This is a genomic window from Cylindrospermopsis curvispora GIHE-G1 (assembly GCF_014489415.1).
Classification (GTDB): domain Bacteria; phylum Cyanobacteriota; class Cyanobacteriia; order Cyanobacteriales; family Nostocaceae; genus Raphidiopsis; species Raphidiopsis curvispora_A.
In genome coordinates this window covers 1,385,073-1,407,602 of sequence record NZ_CP060822.1, presented here as the reverse complement: position 1 = coordinate 1,407,602, position 22,530 = coordinate 1,385,073, and the positions used below count along the sequence as shown (strand labels likewise).

Below are 22,530 nucleotides of genomic sequence, written 5' to 3'. Positions count from 1 at the left end.
TAAAGCTATACTTTAGGAAGATGAGATTATATTTTTATCAATGTAAATTAATAAGCATGGTAAACACTTGGTATATATACAGGCTTGGTGAACAACCAGGCCTTTTTCATTATGATATACATAAACCCACTACCAAGGCGGTGGTCCGACCCTTTCCTAAGTATTCTTCCTAGATATATAATGTGGTCGTTTTCAGACCACAAATATTATAAGTATGATAGGTAAATTAATTGTCTTTGAGGGAGTGGAAGGATCAGGTAAAACCACTCAAATGCAAATGTTGGCACAGTGGTTACAAACCCTAGGAATCTCTTTTTTGCTAACTCGCGAACCAGGGGGAACACACCTGGGACAAAATTTAAGAAAGTTGTTGCTGGAAACATCCTACCACCAACCACTGGACGAAATGGCAGAGCTGCTATTATATACAGCAGACCGCTCACAACATGTTAGCAGTATTATTAAACCAAATTTAGCAACTGGGAAATATATTCTGTGCGATCGCTATACAAATTCCACTGTTGCTTATCAGGGATATGGCAGGGGATTGAATATGAATATAATTGATCAACTTAATCAGATTGCTACTGGAGGTTTAGAAAGTGACCTAACCATTTGGTTAGATATAGATGTAGAGATAGGACTGAGTCGTAAACGTGGTCAAGCAGAACTAGATAGAATGGAGCAAGAAACAATAGAATTTCACCATCGTGTGCAAAAGGGATATAATGAAATAGCTAAAAACCATCCATCGAAGATGATTCGGGTGGATGGCAATGGAGAACGGGAATTAGTCCAGGAAAACATCAGGAAAATTATAATTGACAATTTGTTTGTAAAATCGTTGGTGAACACCACTGCTTAGACACCAATCCGTTATCATGTTTGAAGAACTGATAGGACAGCAACAAGCCATAGAACTATTAACTGCATCCGTTAAACAAAACCGCATTGCACCAGCTTACTTATTTGCGGGGACGGATGGGGTAGGGAGAAGTTTAGCAGCAACGTGTTTTATCCAACTACTGTTTGCTGGTTCTAGAGATGGTGAACAATTGTCTGTTTTAAAAAACCGTGTTAGTCAAAGAAATCACCCAGACTTATTCTGGGTAGAACCCACCTATCAATATCAAGGAGAAAGACTAACCGCAGCACAAGCAGCAGAAAAGAAGGTTAAGCGTAAAGCACCACCGGTAATTAGATTGGAGCAAATTAGGGAAATCTCTCAATTTTTATCCCGTCCTCCCTTAGAGTCTGTGCGTAGCGTGGTAGTAATAGAGCAAGCGGAGGCTATGGCTGAGTCTGCTGCTAATGCTCTGCTAAAAACTTTAGAGGAACCAGGAAGAGCAACTTTAATTTTAATTGCACCCAGTCCCGAGTCCATCCTACCCACATTGGTGTCCCGGTGCCAAAAAATTCCCTTTTATAGGTTAGACAGTAGTAGTTTAACTCAGGTGTTAACCAGAACAGGAAATCTAGACATTTTACAACACCCAGAAATCTTAAACTTAGCTGCTGGGAGTCCAGGAAGTGCTATTTTGGCTCACCAACAACTACAAAGCATTAATAGTGAATTACTCCAGGAAGTAAAAAAATTGCCCACCTCATACTTACACGCCTTGGAATTGGGTAAAAGAATTGATCGGGAACTAGATACGGAAGGACAGCTATGGTTAATTGAATACTTACAACAGTATTATTGGCAAAAAACACATAAACCACAGATTATTCAAGAATTAGAAAAAACGCGAAAAAACTTGTTGTGCTACGCTCAACCGCGACTGGTTTGGGAATGTACATTTTTAGCAATTTTGCGAGTATAGACCTTTTTGCTTGATGTGTTAGGGAGACCTACCCAATCCTATTCCCAGCATTAGGTTCGAAGCTACCAAAACTATACTTTACCAAACAAAGCAATAATTCTTAAATGTAAAATACTAGACATCAAAATATTTTCTTTGTATTTCATAATAGCTACATCAAGTGAAGTTGAATATCATGGCTTCTTGGTATCTACCATTGTGTCAAAGGTTTAGTTTTGACCGAGTTATAAGTTAAGTAGGGGGGCAGAATTATTTGTAGGATGGGTTAGGGGTAGGGTAACCCGTGCGGGCGTTGGGTTTCATACTTCAACCCAACCTAAATTCATCTTATATTTAATTCCACCCACCCACTTAAACTAGGTAAGCCAGAACGCTTATCCAGCAGTCATTTTTAGTCATTAAACCTATCCTGAGCGTTCTGAATCAAGGTATTTTTAAAAAATTACAGGACAAAAAGTTACACAATGCAAAGGTGTCTAATAATCATGACTTGTAACCACAAAATGCTGAAAAATCACTAGCCAATCAATCTAAAAGTAACACTAGATGAACAGAATAAAAGCACAAGAATATGAAAATCTGGTAGTGACTGATGAATATAGCTCAGCGAAAATTGGTGCCAGCTGTAAATACTGGACTTGATTGAAGGAGCATCTAATAAAGAGGAGAAATTAATGTTTGAGTACTTAACCTCATTGAACGACCACAATTTACCCTATCCAGATCCGCTCCATCCGATTGTGGTTCACTTTGTAATTGCCATGATATTATTTGCATTTTTTTGTGATGCAGTTGGCTTTTTCACAGGAAAAACCAGATTTTATGAAGTGGGATTTTGGAACTTGTTTGTAGCTACAGTTTCTATTTTCATAGCCATTATTTTCGGTCAGTTTGAAGCTGGTTTAGCCAAACCCTACAATATTGTGAAATCAGTTTTAAACTACCATACCCTAATTGGTTGGTCACTGTCAGGAATTTTAGCTGCAATTACAGCTTGGCGTTATGTACTGCGTGCGCGTAATCCACAAAAATTGCCAGTGCACTATTTAGCTGTGGGATTACTGGTCACCATACTAGTAGGTTTTCAAGTATATCTAGGTGATGAACTGGTATGGGTTTATGGCATTCATACAGTACCAGTTGTGGAAGCAGTAAAGGATGGAATCTTGAAATGAATTCAGAACTAATTGATCAAGTAAGTGCTCAAATGGGAGCCAACGGATTACCCTACACAATCCCTATTCATCCAAATCTAGTTCACCTAACCTTAGGACTGTTTATCATTGGAGTGATTTTCGATTTAGTAGCTGTTCTATTTCCCATAGACCACTTTTTGTTTAAATCTCTGGGTTTAACTGTCAACCGAGCCCAATTATTTGAAGTTGGTTGGTACAACATGGTAGCTTCATCTGTAATTACATTTTTTACAGTTGCTGCGGGTTTTTATGAAATGTTATTAGCTACTCCACCAGTGAACCTCAAGAGTTCTTGGGGAATGCAAGCTATGGAAACCATGATGTGGCATGGTGTAGGTGGTGTTTTCTTATTAGCCTTAATGGTGGGAATGACCTTTTGGAGAGGATGGCAACGTTATATAACCTATAAAGATGCCGATATGCAGGTAGGTTGGAGTTATATTTTTGCCGGAGTTTTGATCATGGTAATTATGTATGCACATGGAACTCTAGGAGCCCAATTAGCAGCAGAATTTGGTGTACATAATACGGCAGACAATTTGTTGAGAATGGGGAAAGATGTCAACAGTGTGTTGGGCAAATAATTAAGTAGCAAAATACTAATTAACTCCCATTCTGATTCCCCATGTACTTGCCCATTTTCTCTTAGCAAATTCACCCAGACATAACTATGAATACCCGGTTAATTGTGAATATTTTTCTCGTGATGACCGTAGGATTGGTCATCACCTTCCTGAGCATCTTCATTGGTAAACAATCCTATTCTTGGTTACCACCGCAAGCTGCAGCTGAGTCACATTTTATAGATAATCTATTCAGTTTTTTAGTAACTATAGGAGCCTTTATTTTTCTAGGAGTTACAGCAGCTATTTTATATTCTGTCCTGTTTCATAGAGCTAGAATCTATGACTTTACGGATGGTCCACATATTGAAGGAAACATCACCCTAGAAATTATTTGGACTGCCATTCCCATCATGTTAGTCCTATGGATAGCAACCTATAGTTATCAAGTGTATGAAACCATAGGAATCCAAGGACCTGATCACTTATTGCACTTACATAATCCTCTTCCTATCCAACTTAGTTTGGGGAAAAAAGAGCAAGAACCGACAGCAACAAGTCTAGGTGAACCTTTAGAAAGAATAGATGTAGTTGCTAAACAATGGGCCTGGATATTTAGCTATCCTCAACAGGGGATTACCAGTACAGAATTACATTTACCCAGTAATCAACGTGTACATTTAGCACTACAATCAGAAGATGTACTCCATGGTTTTTACATTCCAGCGTTTCGACTTAAACAAGACATTGTCCCGGGTAAAACTATAGACTTTGAATTTACCCCAACTCTCATTGGCAAATATAGTCTTACCGACTCCCAATATAGTGGTACTTACTTTGCGACTATGGAAGCAAAAGTAATAGTCCAAGCACCAGAAGATTATGAAAACTGGTTAAAGAAAGCAGCTAGTCAAAGTCCCATTGCTGCTCCCAATCAAGCAGCTACAGAATATGCTCAGACCCACAATCAAAATATCCAACTGGGTTGGAAAACCGTTCCACCTGCTCCACCTCCAGTGGTCAATTTTGTGGGTGATAGTCATCTTTAAGTTCAGCTAATATCCAATCTGTAAAATGTAACATCTAAAATCATGACTAACATATCACTTAATTTTGGTAGTGAATCAAATCACCACCCAACACCAACTCACTGGAAAACATATTTCACCTTTAGTACAGACCATAAAGTCATAGGTATTCAATATCTAGTAACCTCCTTTATTTTCTTTCTTGTAGGTGGAATTTTCGCCATGATTTTGCGGGGAGAACTAGTTACTCCCGAATCTGATTTAATAGATCGCACGGTTTATAATGGGATGTTTACCATGCACGGAACAGTGATGCTGTTCCTATGGACATTTCCCTCCCTTGTAGGTCTAGCAAACTATCTCGTACCCATCATGATTGGTGCGAGGGATATGGCATTTCCCCGTCTAAATGCAGCTGCTTTCTGGATGGTTCCTGTGGTGGGAATTTTACTCATGTCCAGCTTTGCAGTTCCCGGTGGACCTGCTCAAGCTGGTTGGTGGGCTTATCCCCCAGTCAGTTTACAAAATCCTACTGGGAACTTAATTAATGGTCAAGTTCTTTGGTTATTAGCTGTAGCTATTTCTGGTGTTTCCTCAATTATGGGCGCAGTGAACTTTGTCACCACCATTGTCAAAATGCGTGCCCCAGGAATGGGGTTTTTTAAAATGCCTTTGTTTGTTTGGGCAGTTTTTAGTGCTCAAATTATTCAATTATTTGGACTCCCTGCTTTAACAGCTGGAGCAGTAATGTTATTGTTTGATTTAACAGTGGGAACGGGATTTTTTAATCCTATTAATGGTGGTAATCCAGTCATGTTTCAACATTATTTCTGGTTTTACTCCCATCCTGCAGTTTATGTGATTATTCTCCCAATATTTGGCATTTTCTCAGAAATCTTTCCAGTTTATTCCCGCAAGCCATTATTTGGATATAAGGTAGTAGCTATTTCTTCCATGTTGATTGCGGTAGTCAGCGCTATTGTTTGGGTACACCACATGTATGTGAGTGGAACTCCTGGTTGGATGCGGTTATTATTCATGCTGACTACTATGTTTGTCTCCGTTCCTACGGGAATTAAGGTATTTGCTTGGGTGGGAACGATTTGGGGAGGCAAAATTAAATTAACCACTCCTATGTTGTTTGCGCTGGGTGGTTTAATCATGTTTGTTTTTGCTGGAATTACCGGGATTATGCTCTCCTCCGTTCCCATCGATGTTCATGTGAATAATACCTATTTTGTAGTGGGACATTTCCATTATGTACTCTATGGAACAGTAACCATGGGAATGTATGCTGCTATTTATCATTGGTTCCCCAAAATGACTGGAAGAATGTTTAATGAGGGTTGGGGAAGGGTGCATTTTTGGTTGGCATTTATTGGCACAAATTTAAACTTTTTACCTATGCATCCTCTGGGTTTGCAGGGGATGTTAAGAAGAGTTGCTTCCTACGCACCAGAGTACACATTTTGGAATATTTTGGCTAGTCTGGGAGCATTTCTGTTAGGAATGTCCACTTTACCATTTATTTTCAACATTTTAGTTTCTTGGTTAGACGGTGAGAAAGCTCCACCTAATCCCTGGCGAGCTATAGGTTTAGAATGGCTAATTTCTTCACCTCCATCGGTAGAAAATTTTGAAGAAATTCCTATCATTATTAGTGAACCATACGGTTATGGTAAGTCGGAACCATTAACTGCTAATCTGGAGAATTCTAGCATGGTTGAGTAAATATTACCTCACCTAGAAGGGGCGAAAACGCCTCTTTCTTTTCTTGAAAAAAACTATTTCCATTATCATTATCTAAGGAGAACTATCATGGAAAGCTCGCTCAACAATCCTATTCAATCTCAACATGGTCATGATGAAGAAGGCAGTAAAATGTTTGGTTTTATTGTTTTTCTACTATCGGAAAGTGTCATATTTCTGAGTTTTTTTGCTGGTTATATCGTCTATAAAACTACCAATTCCAATTGGCTTCCTGATGGGGTAGAAGGACTGGAAATAGTAACTCCCACAATTAACACAATAATTCTGGTTTCTAGTAGTTTTGTAATTTATTTGGCTGAAAGACGTTTACAAAAACATGATTTAGCTGGATTTCGATTATACTTATTAGCCACAATGGCTATGGGTACCTATTTCTTATATGGTCAATATGTGGAGTGGAGTCAACTAGAATTTGGCTTTACTTCCGGTACATTCGGTGGCATGTTTTATTTATTAACGGGATTTCACGGTTTACACGTTCTCACAGGTATTCTATTGCAGTTGATAATTCTCATGCGCTCTTTTCTTCCCGGTAATTATGATAATGGTCACTTTGGGGTAAACTCAACCTCTTTGTTTTGGCACTTTGTGGATGTTATTTGGATTATTCTATTTGTACTTATCTACGTTTGGCATTAAGCCATTATTATTCCTCCTCGACGCTATCTAAGTGGGTGGGTGGAATTAAATCTTAGATGAACGTAGGTTGGGTTGAAGTATGAAACCCAACGCCCCCATGGGTCTCGTTACCCGACCCATCCTACAAATAATTGCGCCTCCCTACTTAATGTGGTCTTTTCACCTCCCCTCAAATATTCCACCAACCCTGTATATGTATTAGTCTCTAAAAATTTTCCATTGGGGGGTTGACTAGTTGACTTGACAATGATATATTTTCATCATGGATATCTGTGTGCCCATATAAGGTCTTTTTTCAACCACCAATATTTGATATTCGGATCGACAACCCCGTTCATAAAGGCGATCGCATTTTCTAACCTCCCCTCAAATATTCCATTAACATCTCATATTCCTGGATAGACAACCAGTTCATAAGGGCGATCGCATTTTTTAATCCCCCCTCCGAATATTCCATCAACATCTCATATTCCTGGATAGACAACCAGTTCATAAGGGCGATCGCATTTTTTAATCCCCCCTCCGAATATTCCATCAACATCTCATATTCCCGGATGGACAACCAGTTCATAAGAGCGATCGCATTTTTTAGTCCCCCCTCCAAATATTCCACCAACCCTGTATTATGCGCCAGAAAATTTTTCATTGGGGGGTTGACTACTTGACTTGACAATGATATATTTTCATGATGGGAATCTGTGTGCCCATACAAGGTCTTTTTTCAACCACCAATATTTGATATTCGGATAGACAACCTCATTCATAAGAGCGATCGCATTTTCTAACCTCCCCTCAAATATTCCACCAACCCTGTATTATGCGCCAGAAAATTTTTCATTGGGGGGTTGACTACTTGACTTGACAATGATATATTTTCATAATGGGAATCTGTGTGCCCATACAAGGTCTTTTTTCAACCACCAATATTTGATATTCGGATAGACAACCCCATTCATAAGAGCGATCGCATTTTTTAGTCCCCCCTCCGAATATTCCACCAACCCTACATATATATTAGTCTCCAAAAATTTTCCATTGGGGGGGTTGACTACTTGACTTCACAATGATATATTTTCATCATGGAAATCTGTGTGCCCATATAAGGTCTTTTTTCAACCACCAATATTTGATATTCGGATAGACAACCCCATTCATAAGAGCGATCGCATTTTTTAGTCCCCCCTCCGAATATTCCACCAACCCTACATATATATTAGTCTCCAAAAATTTTCCATTGGGGAGTTGACTACTTGACTTGACAATGATATATTTTCATAATCGAAATCTGTGTGCCCATATAAGGTCTTTTTTCAATCACCAATATTTGATATTCGGATCGACAACCCCGTTCATAAAGGCGATCGCATTTTTTAGTCCCCCCTCCGAATATTCCACCAACATCTCATATTCCCGGATAGACAATCCCGTTCATAAGAGCGATCGCATTTTCTAACCTCCCCTCAAATATTCCACCAACCCTGTATATGTATTACGCGCCAGAAAATTTTTCATTGGGGGGTTGACTAGTTGACTTGACAATGATATATTTTCATAGTGGGAATCTGTGTGCCCATATAAGGTCTTTTTTTAACCACCAATATTTGATATTCGGATAGACAACCTCATTCATAAGAGCGATCGCATTTTCTAACCTCCCCTCAAATATTCCACCAAACCTATATATGTATTACGCGCCAAAAATTTTCCATTGGGGAGTTGACTACTTGACTTGACAATGATATATTTTCATCGTGGGAATCTGTGCGCCCATATAAGGTCTTTTTTCAACCACCAATATTTGATATTCGGATCGACAACCTCATTCATAAAGGCGATCGCATTTTTTACCCCTCCTAATATTCCACGAACCCTATGTATTACGCGCCAGAAAATTTTCCATTGGGGGGTTGACTACTTGACTTGACAATGATATATTTTCATCATGGGAATCTGTGCGCCCATATAAGGTCTTTTTTCAACCACCAATATTTGATATTCGGATCGACAACTCCATTCATAAGAGCGATCGCATTTTCTAACCCCCCCTCAAATATTCCACCAACCTTATATATGTATTACGCGCCAAAAATTTTCCATTGTGGGGGTTGACTACTTGACTTGACAATGATATATTTTCATCATAGGAATCTGTGTGCCCATATAAGGTCTTTTTTCAACCACCAATATTTGATATTCGGATAGACAACCCCATTCATAAGAGCGATCGCATTTTCTAACCTCCCCTCAAATATTCCATTAACATCTCATATTCCTGGATAGACAACCAGTTCATAAGGGCGATCGCATTTTTTAATCCCCCCTCCGAATATTCCATCAACATCTCATATTCCTGGATAGACAACCAGTTCATAAGGGCGATCGCATTTTTTAATCCCCCCTCCGAATATTCCATCAACATCTCATATTCCCGGATGGACAACCAGTTCATAAGAGCGATCGCATTTTTTAGTCCCCCCTCCAAATATTCCACCAACCCTGTATTATGCGCCAGAAAATTTTTCATTGGGGGGTTGACTACTTGACTTGACAATGATATATTTTCATGATGGGAATCTGTGTGCCCATACAAGGTCTTTTTTCAACCACCAATATTTGATATTCGGATAGACAACCTCATTCATAAGAGCGATCGCATTTTCTAACCTCCCCTCAAATATTCCACCAACCCTGTATTATGCGCCAGAAAATTTTTCATTGGGGGGTTGACTACTTGACTTGACAATGATATATTTTCATAATGGGAATCTGTGTGCCCATACAAGGTCTTTTTTCAACCACCAATATTTGATATTCGGATAGACAACCCCATTCATAAGAGCGATCGCATTTTTTAGTCCCCCCTCCGAATATTCCACCAACCCTACATATATATTAGTCTCCAAAAATTTTCCATTGGGGGGGTTGACTACTTGACTTCACAATGATATATTTTCATCATGGAAATCTGTGTGCCCATATAAGGTCTTTTTTCAACCACCAATATTTGATATTCGGATAGACAACCCCATTCATAAGAGCGATCGCATTTTTTAGTCCCCCCTCCGAATATTCCATCAACCCTATATATGTATTACGCGCCAGAAAATTTTCCATTGGGGGGTTGACTACTTGACTTGACAATGATATATTTTCATAATGGGAATCTGTGTGCCCATACAAGGTCTTTTTTCAACCACCAATATTTGATATTCGGATAGACAACCCCATTCATAAGAGCGATTGCATTTTCTAACCTCCCCTCAAATATTCCACCAACCCTGTATTATGCGCCAGAAAATTTTTCATTGGGGGGTTGACTACTTGACTTGACAATGATATATTTTAATACTGGGAATCTGTGTGCCCATACAAGGTCTTTTTTCAACCACCAATATTTGATATTCGGATAGACAACCTCATTCATAAAGGCGATCGCATTTTCTAAACCCCACCTCCGAATATTCCACGAACCCTAATATGTATTACGCGCCAGAAAATTTTCCATTGGGGGGTTGACTACTTGACTTGACAATGATATATTTTCATAATGGGAATCTGTGTGCCCATATAAGGTCTTTTTTTAACCACCAATATTTGATATTCGGATAGACAACCAGTTCATAAAGGCGATCGCATTTTTTACCCCTCCTAATATTCCACCAAACCTATATATGTATTACGCGCCAGAAAATTTTCCATTGGGGGGTTGACTACTTGACTTGACAATGATATATTTTCATGATGGGAATCTGTGTGCCCATATAAGGTCTTTTTTCAACCACCAATATTTGATATTCGGATAGACAACCCCATTCATAAAGGCGATCGCATTTTTTACCCCTCCTAATATTCCACGAACCCTATGTATTACGCGCCAGAAAATTTTCCATTGGGGGGTTGACTACTTGACTTGACAATGATATATTTTCATCATGGGAATCTGTGTGCCCATACAAGGTCTTTTTTCAACCACCAATATTTGATATTCGGATAGACAACCTCATTCATAAGAGCGATCGCACTTTTTAATCCCCCCTCCGAATATTCCATCAACATCTCATATTCCCGGATGGACAACCAGTTCATAAGAGCGATCGCATTTTTTAGTCCCCCCTCCAAATATTCCACCAGTATTTGATATTCGGATAGACAACCAGTTCATAAGGGCGATCGCATTTTTTAACCTCCCCTCAAATATTCCATCAACCCTATATATGTATTACGCGCCAGAAAATTTTCCATTGGGGGGTTGACTACTTGACTTGACAATGATATATTTTCATCATGGGAGTCTGTTTGCCCATATAAGGTCTTTTTTCAACCACCAATATTTGATATTCGGATAGACAACCTCATTCATAAGAGCGATCGCATTTTTTAGTCCCCCCTCCAAATATTCCACCAAACCTATATATGTATTACGCGCCAAAAATTTTCCATTGGGGAGTTGACTACTTGACTTGACAATGATATATTTTCATAATGGGAATCTGTGTGCCCATATAAGGTCTTTTTTTAACCACCAATATTTGATATTCGGATAGACAACCAGTTCATAAAGGCGATCGCATTTTTTACCCCTCCTAATATTCCACGAACCCTACGTATTACGCGCCAGAAAATTTTCCATTGGGGGGTTGACTACTTGACTTGACAATGATATATTTTCATCATGGAAATCTGTGTGCCCATATAAGGTCTTTTTTCAACCACCAATATTTGATATTCGGATAGACAACCCCATTCATAAAGGCGATCGCATTTTTTACCCCTCCGAATATTCCACGAACCCTACGTATTACGCGCCAGAAAATTTTCCATTGGGGGGTTGACTACTTGACTTGACAATGATATATTTTCATCATGGAAACCTGTGTGCCCATATAAGGTCTTTTTTCAACCACTAATATTTGATATTCGGATAGACAACCCCATTCATAAAGGCGATCGCATTTTTTACCCCTCCTAATATTCCACGAACCCTATGTATTACGCGCCAGAAAATTTTCCATTGGGGGGTTGACTACTTGACTTGACAATGATATATTTTCACCATGGGAATCTGTGTGCCCATATAAGGTCTTTTTTCAACCACCAATATTTGATATTCGGATAGACAACCCCATTCATAAAGGCGATCGCATTTTTTAATCCCCCCTCCGAATATTCCATCAACATCTCATATTCCTGGATAGACAACCAGTTCATAAGAGCGATCGCATTTTTTAGTCCCCCCTCCGAATATTCCACCAACATCTCATATTCCCGGATAGACAATCCCGTTCATAAGAGCGATCGCATTTTCTAACCTCCCCTCAAATATTCCACCAACCCTGTATATGTATTACGCGCCAGAAAATTTTTCATTGGGGGGTTGACTAGTTGACTTGACAATGATATATTTTCATAGTGGGAATCTGTGTGCCCATATAAGGTCTTTTTTTAACCACCAATATTTGATATTCGGATAGACAACCTCATTCATAAGAGCGATCGCATTTTCTAACCTCCCCTCAAATATTCCACCAAACCTATATATGTATTACGCGCCAAAAATTTTCCATTGGGGAGTTGACTACTTGACTTGACAATGATATATTTTCATCATGGAAATCTGTGTGCCCATATAAGGTCTTTTTTCAACCACCAATATTTGATATTCGGATCGACAACCCCATTCATAAGAGCGATCGCATTTTTTAGTCCCCCCTCCGAATATTCCATCAACCCTATATATGTATTACGCGCCAGAAAATTTTCCATTGGGGGGTTGACTACTTGACTTGACAATGATATATTTTCATCGTGGGAATCTGTGTGCCCATACAAGGTCTTTTTTCAACCACCAATATTTGATATTCGGATAGACAACCCCATTCATAAGAGCGATTGCATTTTCTAACCTCCCCTCAAATATTCCACCAACCCTGTATTATGCGCCAGAAAATTTTTCATTGGGGGGTTGACTACTTGACTTGACAATGATATATTTTCATCGTGGGAATCTGTGCGCCCATATAAGGTCTTTTTTCAACCACCAATATTTGATATTCGGATAGACAACCTCATTCATAAAGGCGATCGCATTTTTTAATCCCCCCTCCGAATATTCCATCAACATCTCATATTCCCGGATGGACAACCAGTTCATAAGAGCGATCGCATTTTTTAGTCCCCCCTCCAAATATTCCACCAGTATTTGATATTCGGATAGACAACCAGTTCATAAGGGCGATCGCATTTTTTAACCTCCCCTCAAATATTCCACGAACCCTATGTATTACGCGCCAGAAAATTTTCCATTGGGGGGTTGACTACTTGACTTGACAATGATATATTTTCATCATGGGAGTCTGTTTGCCCATATAAGGTCTTTTTTCAACCACCAATATTTGATATTCGGATAGACAACCTCATTCATAAGAGCGATCGCATTTTCTAACCTCCCCTCAAATATTCCACCAACCCTGTATTATGCGCCAGAAAATTTTTCATTGGGGGGTTGACTACTTGACTTGACAATGATATATTTTCATCATGGAAATCTGTGTGCCCATACAAGGTCTTTTTTCAACCACCAATATTTGATATTCGGATAGACAACCCCATTCATAAGAGCGATCGCATTTTCTAACCCCCCCTCAAATATTCCACCAACCTTATATATGTATTACGCGCCAAAAATTTTCCATTGTGGGGGTTGACTACTTGACTTGACAATGATATATTTTCACCATGGGAATCTGTGTGCCCATATAAGGTCTTTTTTCAACCATCAATATTTGATATTCGGATAGACAACCTCATTCATAAAGGCGATCGCATTTTTTACCCCTCCTAATATTCCACGAACTCTATGTATTACGCGCCAGAAAATTTTCCATTGGGGGGTTGACTACTTGACTTGACAATGATATATTTTCATCATGGGAATCTGTGTGCCCATATAAGGTCTTTTTTCAACCATCAATATTTGATATTCGGATCGACAACCCTATTCATAAGAGCGATCGCATTTTTTACCGCTCCTAATATTCCACGAACCCTATGTATTACGCGCCAGAAAATTTTCCATTGGGGGGTTGACTGCTTGACTTGACAATGATATATTTTCATCATGGGAATCTGTGTGCCCATATAAGGTCTTTTTTCAACCACCAATATTTGATATTCGGATAGACAACCTCATTCATAAAGGCGATCGCATTTTTTAGTCCCCCCTCCGAATATTCCATCAACCCTATGTATTACGCGCCAGAAAATTTTCCATTGGGGGGTTGACTACTTGACTTGACAATGATATATTTTCATCATGGGAATCTGTGTGCCCATATAAGGTCTTTTTTCAACCACCAATATTTGATATTCGGATCGACAACTCCATTCATAAGAGCGATCGCATTTTTTACCCCTCCTAATATTCCACGAACCCTATGTATTACGCGCCAGAAAATTTTCCATTGGGGGGTTGACTACTTGACTTGACAATGATATATTTTCATCATGGGAATCTGTGTGCCCATATAAGGTCTTTTTTCAACCACCAATATTTGATATTCGGATCGACAACTCCATTCATAAGAGCGATCGCATTTTTTACCCCTCCTAATATTCCACGAACTCTATGTATTACGCGCCAGAAAATTTTCCATTGGGGGGTTGACTACTTGACTTGACAATGATATATTTTCATCATAGGAATATGTGTGCCCATATAAGGTCTTCTTTCAACCATCAATATTTGATATTCGGATCGACAACCCCATTCATAAAGGCGATCGCATTTTTTACCCCTCCTAATATTCCACGAACTCTATGTAAGTGGTCGTGCAAAATAAATTTCGCAGTTCAGGGAGGGAACTGATAACTGAAAAGACCTAACAGATAACCCTTACAGAAATTATTTCTTCAATGAATATGTAAAATTAAATTTGCCTGGGTACTTATTACGCGCCAGAAAATTTTCCATTGGGGGGTTGACTACTTGACTTGACAATGATATATTTTCATCATAGGAATATGTGTGCCCATATAAGGTCTTCTTTCAACCATCAATATTTGATATTCGGATCGACAACCCCATTCATAAAGGCGATCGCATTTTTTACCGCTCCTAATATTCCACGAACCCTACGTATTACGCGCCAGAAAATTTTCCATTGGGGGGTTGACTACTTGACTTGACAATGATATATTTTCATCATGGAAATCTGTGTGCCCATATAAGGTCTTTTTTCAACCACCAATATTTGATATTCGGATAGACAACCTCATTCATAAGAGCGATCGCATTTTCTAACCTCCCCTCAAATATTCCACCAAACCTATATATGTATTACGCGCCAAAAATTTTCCATTGGGGAGTTGACTACTTGACTTGACAATGATATATTTTCATCATGGGAGTATGTGTGCCCATATAAGGTCTTCTTTCAACCATCAATATTTGATATTCGGATCGACAACCCCATTCATAAGAGCGATCGCATTTTTTACCCCTCCTAATATTCCACGAACTCTATGTAAGTGGTCGTGCAAAATAAATTTCGCAGTTCAGGGAGGGAACTGATAACTGAAAAGACCTAACAGATAACCCTTACAGAAATTATTTCTTCAATGAATATGTAAAATTAAATTTGCCTGGGTACTTATTACGCGCCAGAAAATTTTCCATTGGGGGGTTGACTACTTGACTTGACAATGATATATTTTCATCATAGAAATCTGTGTGCCCATATAAGGTCTTCTTTCAACCATCAATATTTGATATTCGGATCGACAACCCCATTCATAAAGGCGATCGCATTTTCTAACCTCCCCTCAAATATTCCACCAACCCTATTAGAATATAATATGAATATGCTTTTGCAGTAAAAACATGAGAACAGAGCAAATAAGAGTTAGGGGTACTGTTCAGGGTGTAGGTTTTCGTCCCACGGTTTACCGCTTGGCTAAAAATGCTGGTTTAAAAGGAGATGTATGTAATGATGGGGATGGAGTTTTAATCCGGATTGTGGGGAGTGAGGAAAAAATAACTGCTTTTGTGCAGCAACTGTATGACCAGTGTCCACCCCTAGCTCAAATTCATGAACTAATCAGGAGTCCACTGTGTGGGTCTAATGATTTCCGTGCTGATGAACTCACAGAATTTATCATTGCTCCCAGTATGGAAACACCAGTGAAAACGGAAATTGTTCCCGATGCTGCAACCTGTTCTGAATGTCAAAAGGAAATTTTTGATCCCTTTAGTCGTTATTTTCGCTATCCCTTTACTAACTGTACCCATTGTGGACCACGGTTAAGTATTATGCAGGCCATTCCCTACGATAGAAATAATACTAGCATGGTAGATTTTCCTATGTGTGGAGAGTGTAACCGGGAATATGAAGATGTAAATAATAGACGTTTTCACGCTCAACCTGTAGCTTGTTTTCACTGTGGTCCCCGTGCATGGTTAGAACGTGCTGATGGTCAACCTATCACTGGGGATATGTTTTCTATGTTAGATGAGGTTGATGCAGTTTGTACCTTATTACAAAAAGGTGAAATTGTTGCTATTAAGGGTTTAGGTGGTTTCCATTTAGCTTGTGATGCTACCCAGGAAACTGTGGTTGAAAAACTACGACAGCGAAAAAAACGTTATCATAAACCTTTTGCTTTAATGGCTAGAGATATCAATATAATATCTCAATATTGTCAGATTTCTGATTTAGAAAAAGATTTATTAACTAGTCCTGCTGCACCAATTGTTTTATTAAAAATTAATCCCCAAAATAACTTGCCACATAACTCAGTAAAATCCCAAATTGGGAAGCCCATAGCTAGGGCGATCGCACCTGGTCAAAACACTCTGGGTTTCATGTTACCCTATACCCCTCTACATCATTTAATTCTCAGGAGAATGAATGTTCCCATAGTTCTCACCAGCGGTAATATTGCCGATGAACCTCAATGTATTGATAATTCAAATGCCAAAAAAAGGTTAGGTTCAATAGCTGATTATTTCTTATTACATAACCGAGATATTATTAACCGACTAGATGATTCAGTAGTGAGAGTAGTTAATCAAAAAATCCAAATTCTCAGACGCGCTAGGGGATATGCACCAGCACCGATTATTTTACCACAAGGTTTTGAAAAGACGCCACCTATTTTAGCCATGGGTGGAGAATTGAAAAACACCTTTTGTTTATTGAGAGCAGGTGAGGCTATTTTATCACAACATTTAGGAGATTTAGAAAATGCCTCCGCTTTTGCTACCTATCAAGAAACCCTAAATTTATATCTCAATTTATTCGCCCATAAACCAGCAATTATTGCCATTGATAAACATCCGGAATATTTATCATCAAAACTAGGTAGACAATTAGCAGTCAGTAATGAAATTCAACTTTATGAAATTCCACATCATCATGCTCACATTGCAGCTTGTCTAGGGGAAAACAAAATACCTTTAAATAGCCAGCCAGTATTAGGTGTAGCTTTTGATGGTTTAGGATATGGAGAAGATGGTAATTTCTGGGGAGGAGAATTTTTCCTGGCTGATTACTCTAATTGCCAAAGACTGGCTACCTTTAAACCAGTACCTATGATAGGAGGGAAACAGTCTATTTACCAACCCTGGAGAAATACTTATGCTCACCTCAATAGTGCTTTAAATTGGCAAGAGGTTCAAGAGCAATACCCCTCTCTAGAAATTGTGCGGTTTCTACAAAAACATCCTTTGAAATTGCTAGATCAAATGGTGGAAAAAAATATTAACTCACCCCTTGTATCATCTGTAGGTAGGTTATTTGATGCGGTAGCAGCAGCAATTGGGATTTGTCGGGAAGAATGTACCTACGAAGCACAAGCAGCTATAGAAATGGAGTCCAGCATCAGTCCTGAAATACTAAATGATATATCCAGTTATCCATCACATCAAAATATTGAAAAATTCAATGGAATGTACTATATAAACACAGCTCCCATGTGGAAAGGAATCTTAGAAGATATAAACCAACAAGTTGCAATAGGGGAAATAGCTGCCAAGTTTCACCTAACTCTAGCCCATTTGATTATAGAAACAGTTAAACAATTGAGTCAAGAATATAAAACCAATCAAGTAGCACTAACCGGGGGAGTATTTCAAAACCGAATTCTTTTACAGCAAACAACTAAATTACTGCAAAATATGGGCATGGAAGTTCTTACTCACAGTAAAGTACCTCCAAATGATGGAGGAATATCTCTGGGACAAGCTATGATTGTTGCAGCTAGATGTGGGCAAAATGCCTAACTAAGCGTTCCGACCCAAGAATCAATCTAAATTATAGCTCACAATTATGCCTAAATACTTTAATACTGCTGGACCCTGTAAATCCGAAATCCACTATATGCTCTCTCCCACAGCTCGACTACCGGATTTGAAAGCACTAATTGACGGAGAAAACTACTTTATAATTCACGCGCCGCGACAAGTCGGCAAAACTACAGCTATGATAGCCTTAGCACGAGAATTGACTGATAGTGGAAAATATACCTCAGTTATGCTTTCCGTTGAAGTGGGATCAGTATTCTCCCATAATCCCCAGCAAGCGGAGCAGGTTATTTTAGAAGAATGGAAACAGGCAATCAAATTTTATTTACCCAAAGAACTACAACCATCCTATTGGCCAGAGCGTGAAACAGACTCAGGAATAGGCAAAACTTTAAGTGAGTGGTCCGCACAATCTCCAAGACCTCTTGTAATCTTTTTAGATGAAATCGATTCCCTAACAGATGAAGCTTTAATCCTAATTTTAAGACAATTACGCTCAGGTTTTCCCCGTCGTCCTCGGGGATTTCCCCATTCGGTGGGGTTAATTGGTATGCGGGATGTGCGGGACTATAAGGTTAAATCTGGTGGAAGTGAACGACTGAATACGTCAAGTCCTTTCAATATCAAAGCGGAATCCTTGACTTTAAGTAATTTCACTCTGTCAGAGGTGGAAGAACTTTACTTACAACATACGCAAGCTACAGGACAAATTTTTACCCCGGAAGCAATTAAACAAACATTTTATTTAACCGATGGGCAACCATGGTTAGTAAACGCCCTAGCTCGTCAAGCCACTCAGGTGTTAGTGAAAGATATTACTCAACCCATTACCGCTGAAGTAATTAACCAAGCCAAAGAAGTTCTGATTCAGCGCCAGGATACCCATTTGGATAGTTTGGCAGAGCGCTTACGGGAAGATCGGGTCAAAGCCATTATTCAACCCATGTTAGCTGGATCGGACTTACCAGATACCCCAGAGGATGATCGCCGTTTCTTGCTAGATTTAGGTTTAGTAAAGCGCAGTCCCTTGGGAGGACTAACCATTGCCAATCCCATTTACCAGGAGGTGATTCCTCGTGTTTTGTCCCAGGGTAGTCAGGATAGTCTACCCCAGATTCAACCTACTTGGTTAAATACTGATAATACTTTAAATCCTGACAAACTCTTAAATGCTTTCCTAGAGTTTTGGCGACAACATGGGGAACCATTACTCAAAAGTGCGCCTTATCATGAAATTGCTCCCCATTTAGTTTTGATGGCGTTTTTACATCGGGTAGTGAATGGTGGTGGCACTTTAGAACGGGAATATGCCGTTGGTTCTGGAAGAATGGATATTTGTTTACGCTATGGCAAGGTAGTGATGGGCATAGAGTTAAAGGTTTGGGGGGGAAAATCGGATCCGTTAACGAAGGGTTTGACCCAATTGGATAAATATCTGGGTGGGTTAGGATTAGATAGAGGTTGGTTAGTAATTTTTGATCACCGTCCGGGATTACCACCCATGGGTGAGAGGATTAGTATGGAACAGGCCATTAGTCCAGAGGGAAGAACCATTACAGTGATTCGTAGCTAGAGCGTTAGATATCAGATAATTGAAGCTCAATTATTGTGCAACGCCACATTTTCTTTCCAAAGATGTATGTTAAACTCTAGTAAACTCTAATTAGGTCGAGAAAGAGATATGTGTTTAGGAATACCTGGACAAATAATAGAAATCAGCAATCCAGAACATAAACTAGCAATAGTTAAGGTTGGAGGAGTTAAGCGTCAAATCAATATAGCATGTATTGTTGATGAGGAACACCCACCCGAAAAATGTCTGGGAGATTGGGTGTTAGTTCATGTGGGTTTTGCTATGAACAGAATTAATGAACAGGAAGCAGCAGAAACCTTAGCCCTTTTACAGGAAATTGCTAACAATGGTGATACCAAAGACCTGCAAAGGAGCAATTTATAACACCTTGGTAAAATTATGAAATATGTAGATGAATTCCGTAACCCCGAAAAAGCTCAAGGTTTACAAAAAGAAATTGCACAACTGAGTCTTCAAATCTCAAGAAATTCCCACAAAAACAAACACCTCAAAATAATGGAAGTATGTGGTGGACACACCCATGGAATTTTTAAATATGGCATTGAGGAAATATTACCAGATAACATTGAACTAATTCATGGACCTGGATGTCCGGTATGTGTCATGCCAAAAGGTAGAATAGATGATGCGATCGCCCTTTGCCAAAACCAGCAGATTATTTTCACTACTTTTGGGGATGCTATGAGGGTTCCAGGGTCTAAAACCAGCTTGTTACAAGCAAAAGCTGAGGGAGCAGATATTAGAATGGTCTATTCTCCTCTGGATAGTTTAAAGATTGCCAAGGAAAACCCTGAAAAAGAGATAGTATTTTTTGGTTTAGGATTTGAAACCACTGCTCCTAGCACTGCATTTACCATATTACAAGCAGCAGCAGAAAACATTAGAAACTTTAGTTTATTTTCCAATCATGTATTAGTTATACCAGCATTGGAAGCATTATTAGCAAATCCAGATTTACAACTAGATGGTTTTGTTGGTCCAGGTCATGTAAGCATGGTTATTGGAACAGATCCATATGAGTTTATTCCCGAAAGATATCATAAACCGATTGTCATTTCTGGATTTGAACCATTGGATATTTTCCAATCTATATGGATGTTATTAAAACAAATAGAAGAAAATCGGTGTGAAGTAGAAAACCAATATAATCGGTTAGTTGAGAAAGGGGGAAATCAAAATGCCATTCAAGCCATGAATCAGGTTTTTACAGTTCGCGAGAAATTTGAATGGCGGGGGTTGGGAGAAATTCCTAATTCTGGTTTGAAAATACGTCCCGAATATGCTCAATTTGATGCAGAAGCCAAATTTACTATTCCCAATTTGAAAGTGCCCGATCATAAAGCCTGTCAATGTGGAGAAATTCTTAAAGGAGTTTTAAAACCTTGGGAATGTAAAGTATTTGGCACAGCTTGCACACCAGAAACACCCATAGGAACTTGTATGGTTTCCTCTGAAGGTGCTTGTGCAGCATATTATAAATATGGCAGATTATCAGCTCTTATATAGCAATTGTATGGCAATAGATAAAAATCAGAAAAATCAAAATCCCCTATTTCAAAAAATAGCACAGGTAGGTCGTCGCTCCCATCAAGTTAAAGATAGCCATATTAACCTATCCCATGGTAGTGGTGGTAAAGCCATGAGCGATTTAATTCATGATGTATTTGTGAAAAATTTCCATAATGAGATTTTATCACAATTAGAAGATCAGGCAAGTTTTGATTTATCAACCCTGGGAAAACTGGGAGATAGATTAGCATTTACCACCGATTCTTACGTGGTAGATCCCTTGTTTTTTCCCGGTGGCAATATTGGTGATTTAGCTGTTAATGGCACAATTAATGATCTGGCAGTTGGGGGTGCTAAACCCCTATATTTAAGTTGTAGCATGATCTTAGAAGAGGGATTGCCATTAGAAACATTAAGAAAAGTAGTGGGGAGTATGCAACATGCTGCTCAAAAAGCGGGAGTGCAAATAGTTACAGGAGACACCAAGGTAGTGCATCGTGGTTGTGCGGATAAATTATTTATTAACACTGCTGGGATAGGGATAATACCCCAGGGAATTAAAATTTCACCTCGCCATATTCAACCGGGGGATATGGTAATTATTAATGGAGAAATAGGGAATCATGGTGCGGCAATTTTAATAGCTAGAGGAGAATTAGAATTAGAAACAGATATAGAAAGCGACAGTCAACCATTGCATGAACTGGTAGGTGAAATTATCAAGGTCTGTCCTCATATTCATGCTATGAGAGATGTAACTAGGGGAGGTTTAGCGACCGTATTAAACGAATTTGCCCAAACAGCAAATCTAGGGATAAAAATCAATGAACAGACCATTCCTATTAGAGAGGAGGTGAGTGGAATGTGTGAAATACTTGGTTTAGATCCATTGTATTTAGCTAACGAAGGTAAAATAGTGGTTGTTGTTCCCCAGGAGCAAGCAGAACTGGTATTATCCACCATGCAAGATCATCCCTTGGGAAAACAAGCAGCAATTATTGGACAAGTAGTTGAGCAACTACCTGGAATAGTTTTTTTAAAAACTGTTTTTGGTGCAGAAAGAATGGTGGATATGTTGGTGGGAGAGCAGCTACCGAGAATATGTTAAT

General features: G+C 39.0%; 19 protein-coding genes. 12 read left to right on the top strand and 7 right to left on the bottom strand.

Translation table 11 applies throughout. The annotated features are described in order from the left end of the window. Nucleotides 1–214: 214 nt before the first annotated feature. From tmk to IAR63_RS06475, 7 genes are all read left to right on the top strand, one after another. Nucleotides 215–865, top strand: a complete 651-nt coding sequence (gene tmk, locus IAR63_RS06505; protein WP_187707018.1) for a dTMP kinase — start codon at nt 215–217, stop codon at nt 863–865. 16 nt (nt 866–881) lie between these two features. Beyond that, nucleotides 882–1,823 carry a DNA polymerase III subunit delta' gene (gene holB / locus IAR63_RS06500; RefSeq protein WP_187707017.1) on the top strand — a complete coding sequence of 314 codons (942 nt, stop codon included), beginning with the start codon at nt 882–884 and terminating at the stop codon, nt 1,821–1,823. Between the two features lie 674 nt (nt 1,824–2,497). Next, nucleotides 2,498–2,998 carry a DUF2231 domain-containing protein gene (locus IAR63_RS06495; RefSeq protein WP_006279045.1) on the top strand — a complete coding sequence of 167 codons (501 nt, stop codon included), beginning with the start codon at nt 2,498–2,500 and terminating at the stop codon, nt 2,996–2,998. Next, nucleotides 2,995–3,603 carry a DUF2231 domain-containing protein gene (locus IAR63_RS06490; protein ID WP_187707016.1) on the top strand — a complete coding sequence of 203 codons (609 nt, stop codon included), beginning with the start codon at nt 2,995–2,997 and terminating at the stop codon, nt 3,601–3,603. The genes IAR63_RS06495 and IAR63_RS06490 overlap by 4 nt, the downstream gene beginning before the upstream one ends. A gap of 86 nt (nt 3,604–3,689) precedes the next feature. Continuing rightward, nucleotides 3,690–4,631: a cytochrome c oxidase subunit II gene (locus tag IAR63_RS06485; RefSeq protein WP_187707015.1), complete on the top strand. Its 942-nt coding sequence runs from the start codon at nt 3,690–3,692 to the stop codon at nt 4,629–4,631. A gap of 42 nt (nt 4,632–4,673) precedes the next feature. Beyond that, a complete protein-coding gene (locus IAR63_RS06480; protein ID WP_187707014.1) occupies nt 4,674–6,341 on the top strand; it encodes a cytochrome c oxidase subunit I in 1,668 nt (555 codons plus the stop codon). An 87-nt stretch (nt 6,342–6,428) separates the two neighbouring features. Next, on the top strand, nt 6,429–7,019 hold the full coding sequence (locus IAR63_RS06475) for a cytochrome c oxidase subunit 3 (protein WP_187707013.1): 591 nt from the start codon (nt 6,429–6,431) through the stop codon (nt 7,017–7,019). Nucleotides 7,020–7,374: 355 nt separating this feature from the next. Here IAR63_RS06475 and IAR63_RS06470 read toward each other — a convergent pair whose 3' ends face one another. The 7 genes from IAR63_RS06470 to IAR63_RS06440 all read right to left on the bottom strand — a co-directional run bounded on the left by IAR63_RS06470 (nt 7,375) and on the right by IAR63_RS06440 (nt 13,212). Beyond that, nucleotides 7,375–7,665: a hypothetical protein gene (locus IAR63_RS06470; RefSeq protein WP_187707012.1), complete on the bottom strand. Its 291-nt coding sequence runs from the start codon at nt 7,663–7,665 to the stop codon at nt 7,375–7,377. A 1,587-nt stretch (nt 7,666–9,252) separates the two neighbouring features. Next, complete coding sequence (locus IAR63_RS06465; protein WP_187707012.1) at nt 9,253–9,543, bottom strand: hypothetical protein; 291 nt, start codon at nt 9,541–9,543, stop codon at nt 9,253–9,255. Nucleotides 9,544–9,974: 431 nt separating this feature from the next. Beyond that, a complete protein-coding gene (locus tag IAR63_RS06460; protein ID WP_187707011.1) occupies nt 9,975–10,133 on the bottom strand; it encodes a hypothetical protein in 159 nt (52 codons plus the stop codon). Between the two features lie 816 nt (nt 10,134–10,949). Beyond that, nucleotides 10,950–11,147, bottom strand: a complete 198-nt coding sequence (locus IAR63_RS06455; RefSeq protein ID WP_187707010.1) for a hypothetical protein — start codon at nt 11,145–11,147, stop codon at nt 10,950–10,952. A gap of 921 nt (nt 11,148–12,068) precedes the next feature. Further along, nucleotides 12,069–12,275, bottom strand: coding sequence for a hypothetical protein (locus IAR63_RS06450; RefSeq protein WP_187707009.1), 207 nt, complete (start codon nt 12,273–12,275; stop codon nt 12,069–12,071). A gap of 348 nt (nt 12,276–12,623) precedes the next feature. Beyond that, nucleotides 12,624–12,782 carry a hypothetical protein gene (locus tag IAR63_RS06445; RefSeq protein WP_187707008.1) on the bottom strand — a complete coding sequence of 53 codons (159 nt, stop codon included), beginning with the start codon at nt 12,780–12,782 and terminating at the stop codon, nt 12,624–12,626. 229 nt (nt 12,783–13,011) lie between these two features. Continuing rightward, nucleotides 13,012–13,212, bottom strand: a complete 201-nt coding sequence (locus tag IAR63_RS06440) for a hypothetical protein (protein WP_187707007.1) — start codon at nt 13,210–13,212, stop codon at nt 13,012–13,014. A 2,685-nt stretch (nt 13,213–15,897) separates the two neighbouring features. Between IAR63_RS06440 and hypF the strand changes: the two genes are divergently transcribed. From hypF to hypE, 5 genes are all read left to right on the top strand, one after another. After that, nucleotides 15,898–18,297, top strand: a complete 2,400-nt coding sequence (gene hypF / locus IAR63_RS06435) for a carbamoyltransferase HypF (protein WP_187707006.1) — start codon at nt 15,898–15,900, stop codon at nt 18,295–18,297. 46 nt (nt 18,298–18,343) lie between these two features. Further along, nucleotides 18,344–19,891 carry an ATP-binding protein gene (locus IAR63_RS06430; protein ID WP_187707005.1) on the top strand — a complete coding sequence of 516 codons (1,548 nt, stop codon included), beginning with the start codon at nt 18,344–18,346 and terminating at the stop codon, nt 19,889–19,891. 108 nt (nt 19,892–19,999) lie between these two features. Further along, nucleotides 20,000–20,275, top strand: coding sequence for a HypC/HybG/HupF family hydrogenase formation chaperone (locus IAR63_RS06425; RefSeq protein WP_187707004.1), 276 nt, complete (start codon nt 20,000–20,002; stop codon nt 20,273–20,275). Nucleotides 20,276–20,290: 15 nt separating this feature from the next. Continuing rightward, nucleotides 20,291–21,418, top strand: coding sequence for a hydrogenase formation protein HypD (gene hypD, locus IAR63_RS06420; RefSeq protein WP_187707003.1), 1,128 nt, complete (start codon nt 20,291–20,293; stop codon nt 21,416–21,418). 7 nt (nt 21,419–21,425) lie between these two features. Further along, entirely contained in the window at nt 21,426–22,529 is a 1,104-nt protein-coding gene (hypE, locus tag IAR63_RS06415) for a hydrogenase expression/formation protein HypE (RefSeq protein ID WP_187707384.1), read from the top strand. Nucleotide 22,530: the final 1 nt, after the last annotated feature.

Bases quoted from the DNA above. Each gene is read 5' to 3' on its own strand.
- holB (WP_187707017.1), top strand. From the start codon at position 882: ATGTTTGAAGAACTGATAGGACAGCAACAAGCCATAGAACTATTAACT.
- IAR63_RS06480 (WP_187707014.1), top strand. From the start codon at position 4,674: ATGACTAACATATCACTTAATTTTGGTAGTGAATCAAATCACCACCCA.
- IAR63_RS06460 (WP_187707011.1), bottom strand. From the start codon at position 10,133: ATGGAAAATTTTCTGGCGCGTAATACATATATAGGGTTGATGGAATAT.
- IAR63_RS06450 (WP_187707009.1), bottom strand. From the start codon at position 12,275: ATGTTGGTGGAATATTCGGAGGGGGGACTAAAAAATGCGATCGCTCTT.
- IAR63_RS06465 (WP_187707012.1), bottom strand. From the start codon at position 9,543: ATGAAAAATTTTCTGGCGCATAATACAGGGTTGGTGGAATATTTGGAG.
- IAR63_RS06490 (WP_187707016.1), top strand. From the start codon at position 2,995: ATGAATTCAGAACTAATTGATCAAGTAAGTGCTCAAATGGGAGCCAAC.
- IAR63_RS06475 (WP_187707013.1), top strand. From the start codon at position 6,429: ATGGAAAGCTCGCTCAACAATCCTATTCAATCTCAACATGGTCATGAT.
- hypF (WP_187707006.1), top strand. From the start codon at position 15,898: ATGAGAACAGAGCAAATAAGAGTTAGGGGTACTGTTCAGGGTGTAGGT.
- IAR63_RS06485 (WP_187707015.1), top strand. From the start codon at position 3,690: ATGAATACCCGGTTAATTGTGAATATTTTTCTCGTGATGACCGTAGGA.
- tmk (WP_187707018.1), top strand. From the start codon at position 215: ATGATAGGTAAATTAATTGTCTTTGAGGGAGTGGAAGGATCAGGTAAA.
- IAR63_RS06430 (WP_187707005.1), top strand. From the start codon at position 18,344: ATGCCTAAATACTTTAATACTGCTGGACCCTGTAAATCCGAAATCCAC.
- hypD (WP_187707003.1), top strand. From the start codon at position 20,291: ATGAAATATGTAGATGAATTCCGTAACCCCGAAAAAGCTCAAGGTTTA.
- IAR63_RS06495 (WP_006279045.1), top strand. From the start codon at position 2,498: ATGTTTGAGTACTTAACCTCATTGAACGACCACAATTTACCCTATCCA.
- IAR63_RS06445 (WP_187707008.1), bottom strand. From the start codon at position 12,782: ATGGAAAATTTTCTGGCGCGTAATACATATATAGGGTTGATGGAATAT.
- hypE (WP_187707384.1), top strand. From the start codon at position 21,426: ATGGCAATAGATAAAAATCAGAAAAATCAAAATCCCCTATTTCAAAAA.
- IAR63_RS06425 (WP_187707004.1), top strand. From the start codon at position 20,000: ATGTGTTTAGGAATACCTGGACAAATAATAGAAATCAGCAATCCAGAA.
- IAR63_RS06470 (WP_187707012.1), bottom strand. From the start codon at position 7,665: ATGAAAAATTTTCTGGCGCATAATACAGGGTTGGTGGAATATTTGGAG.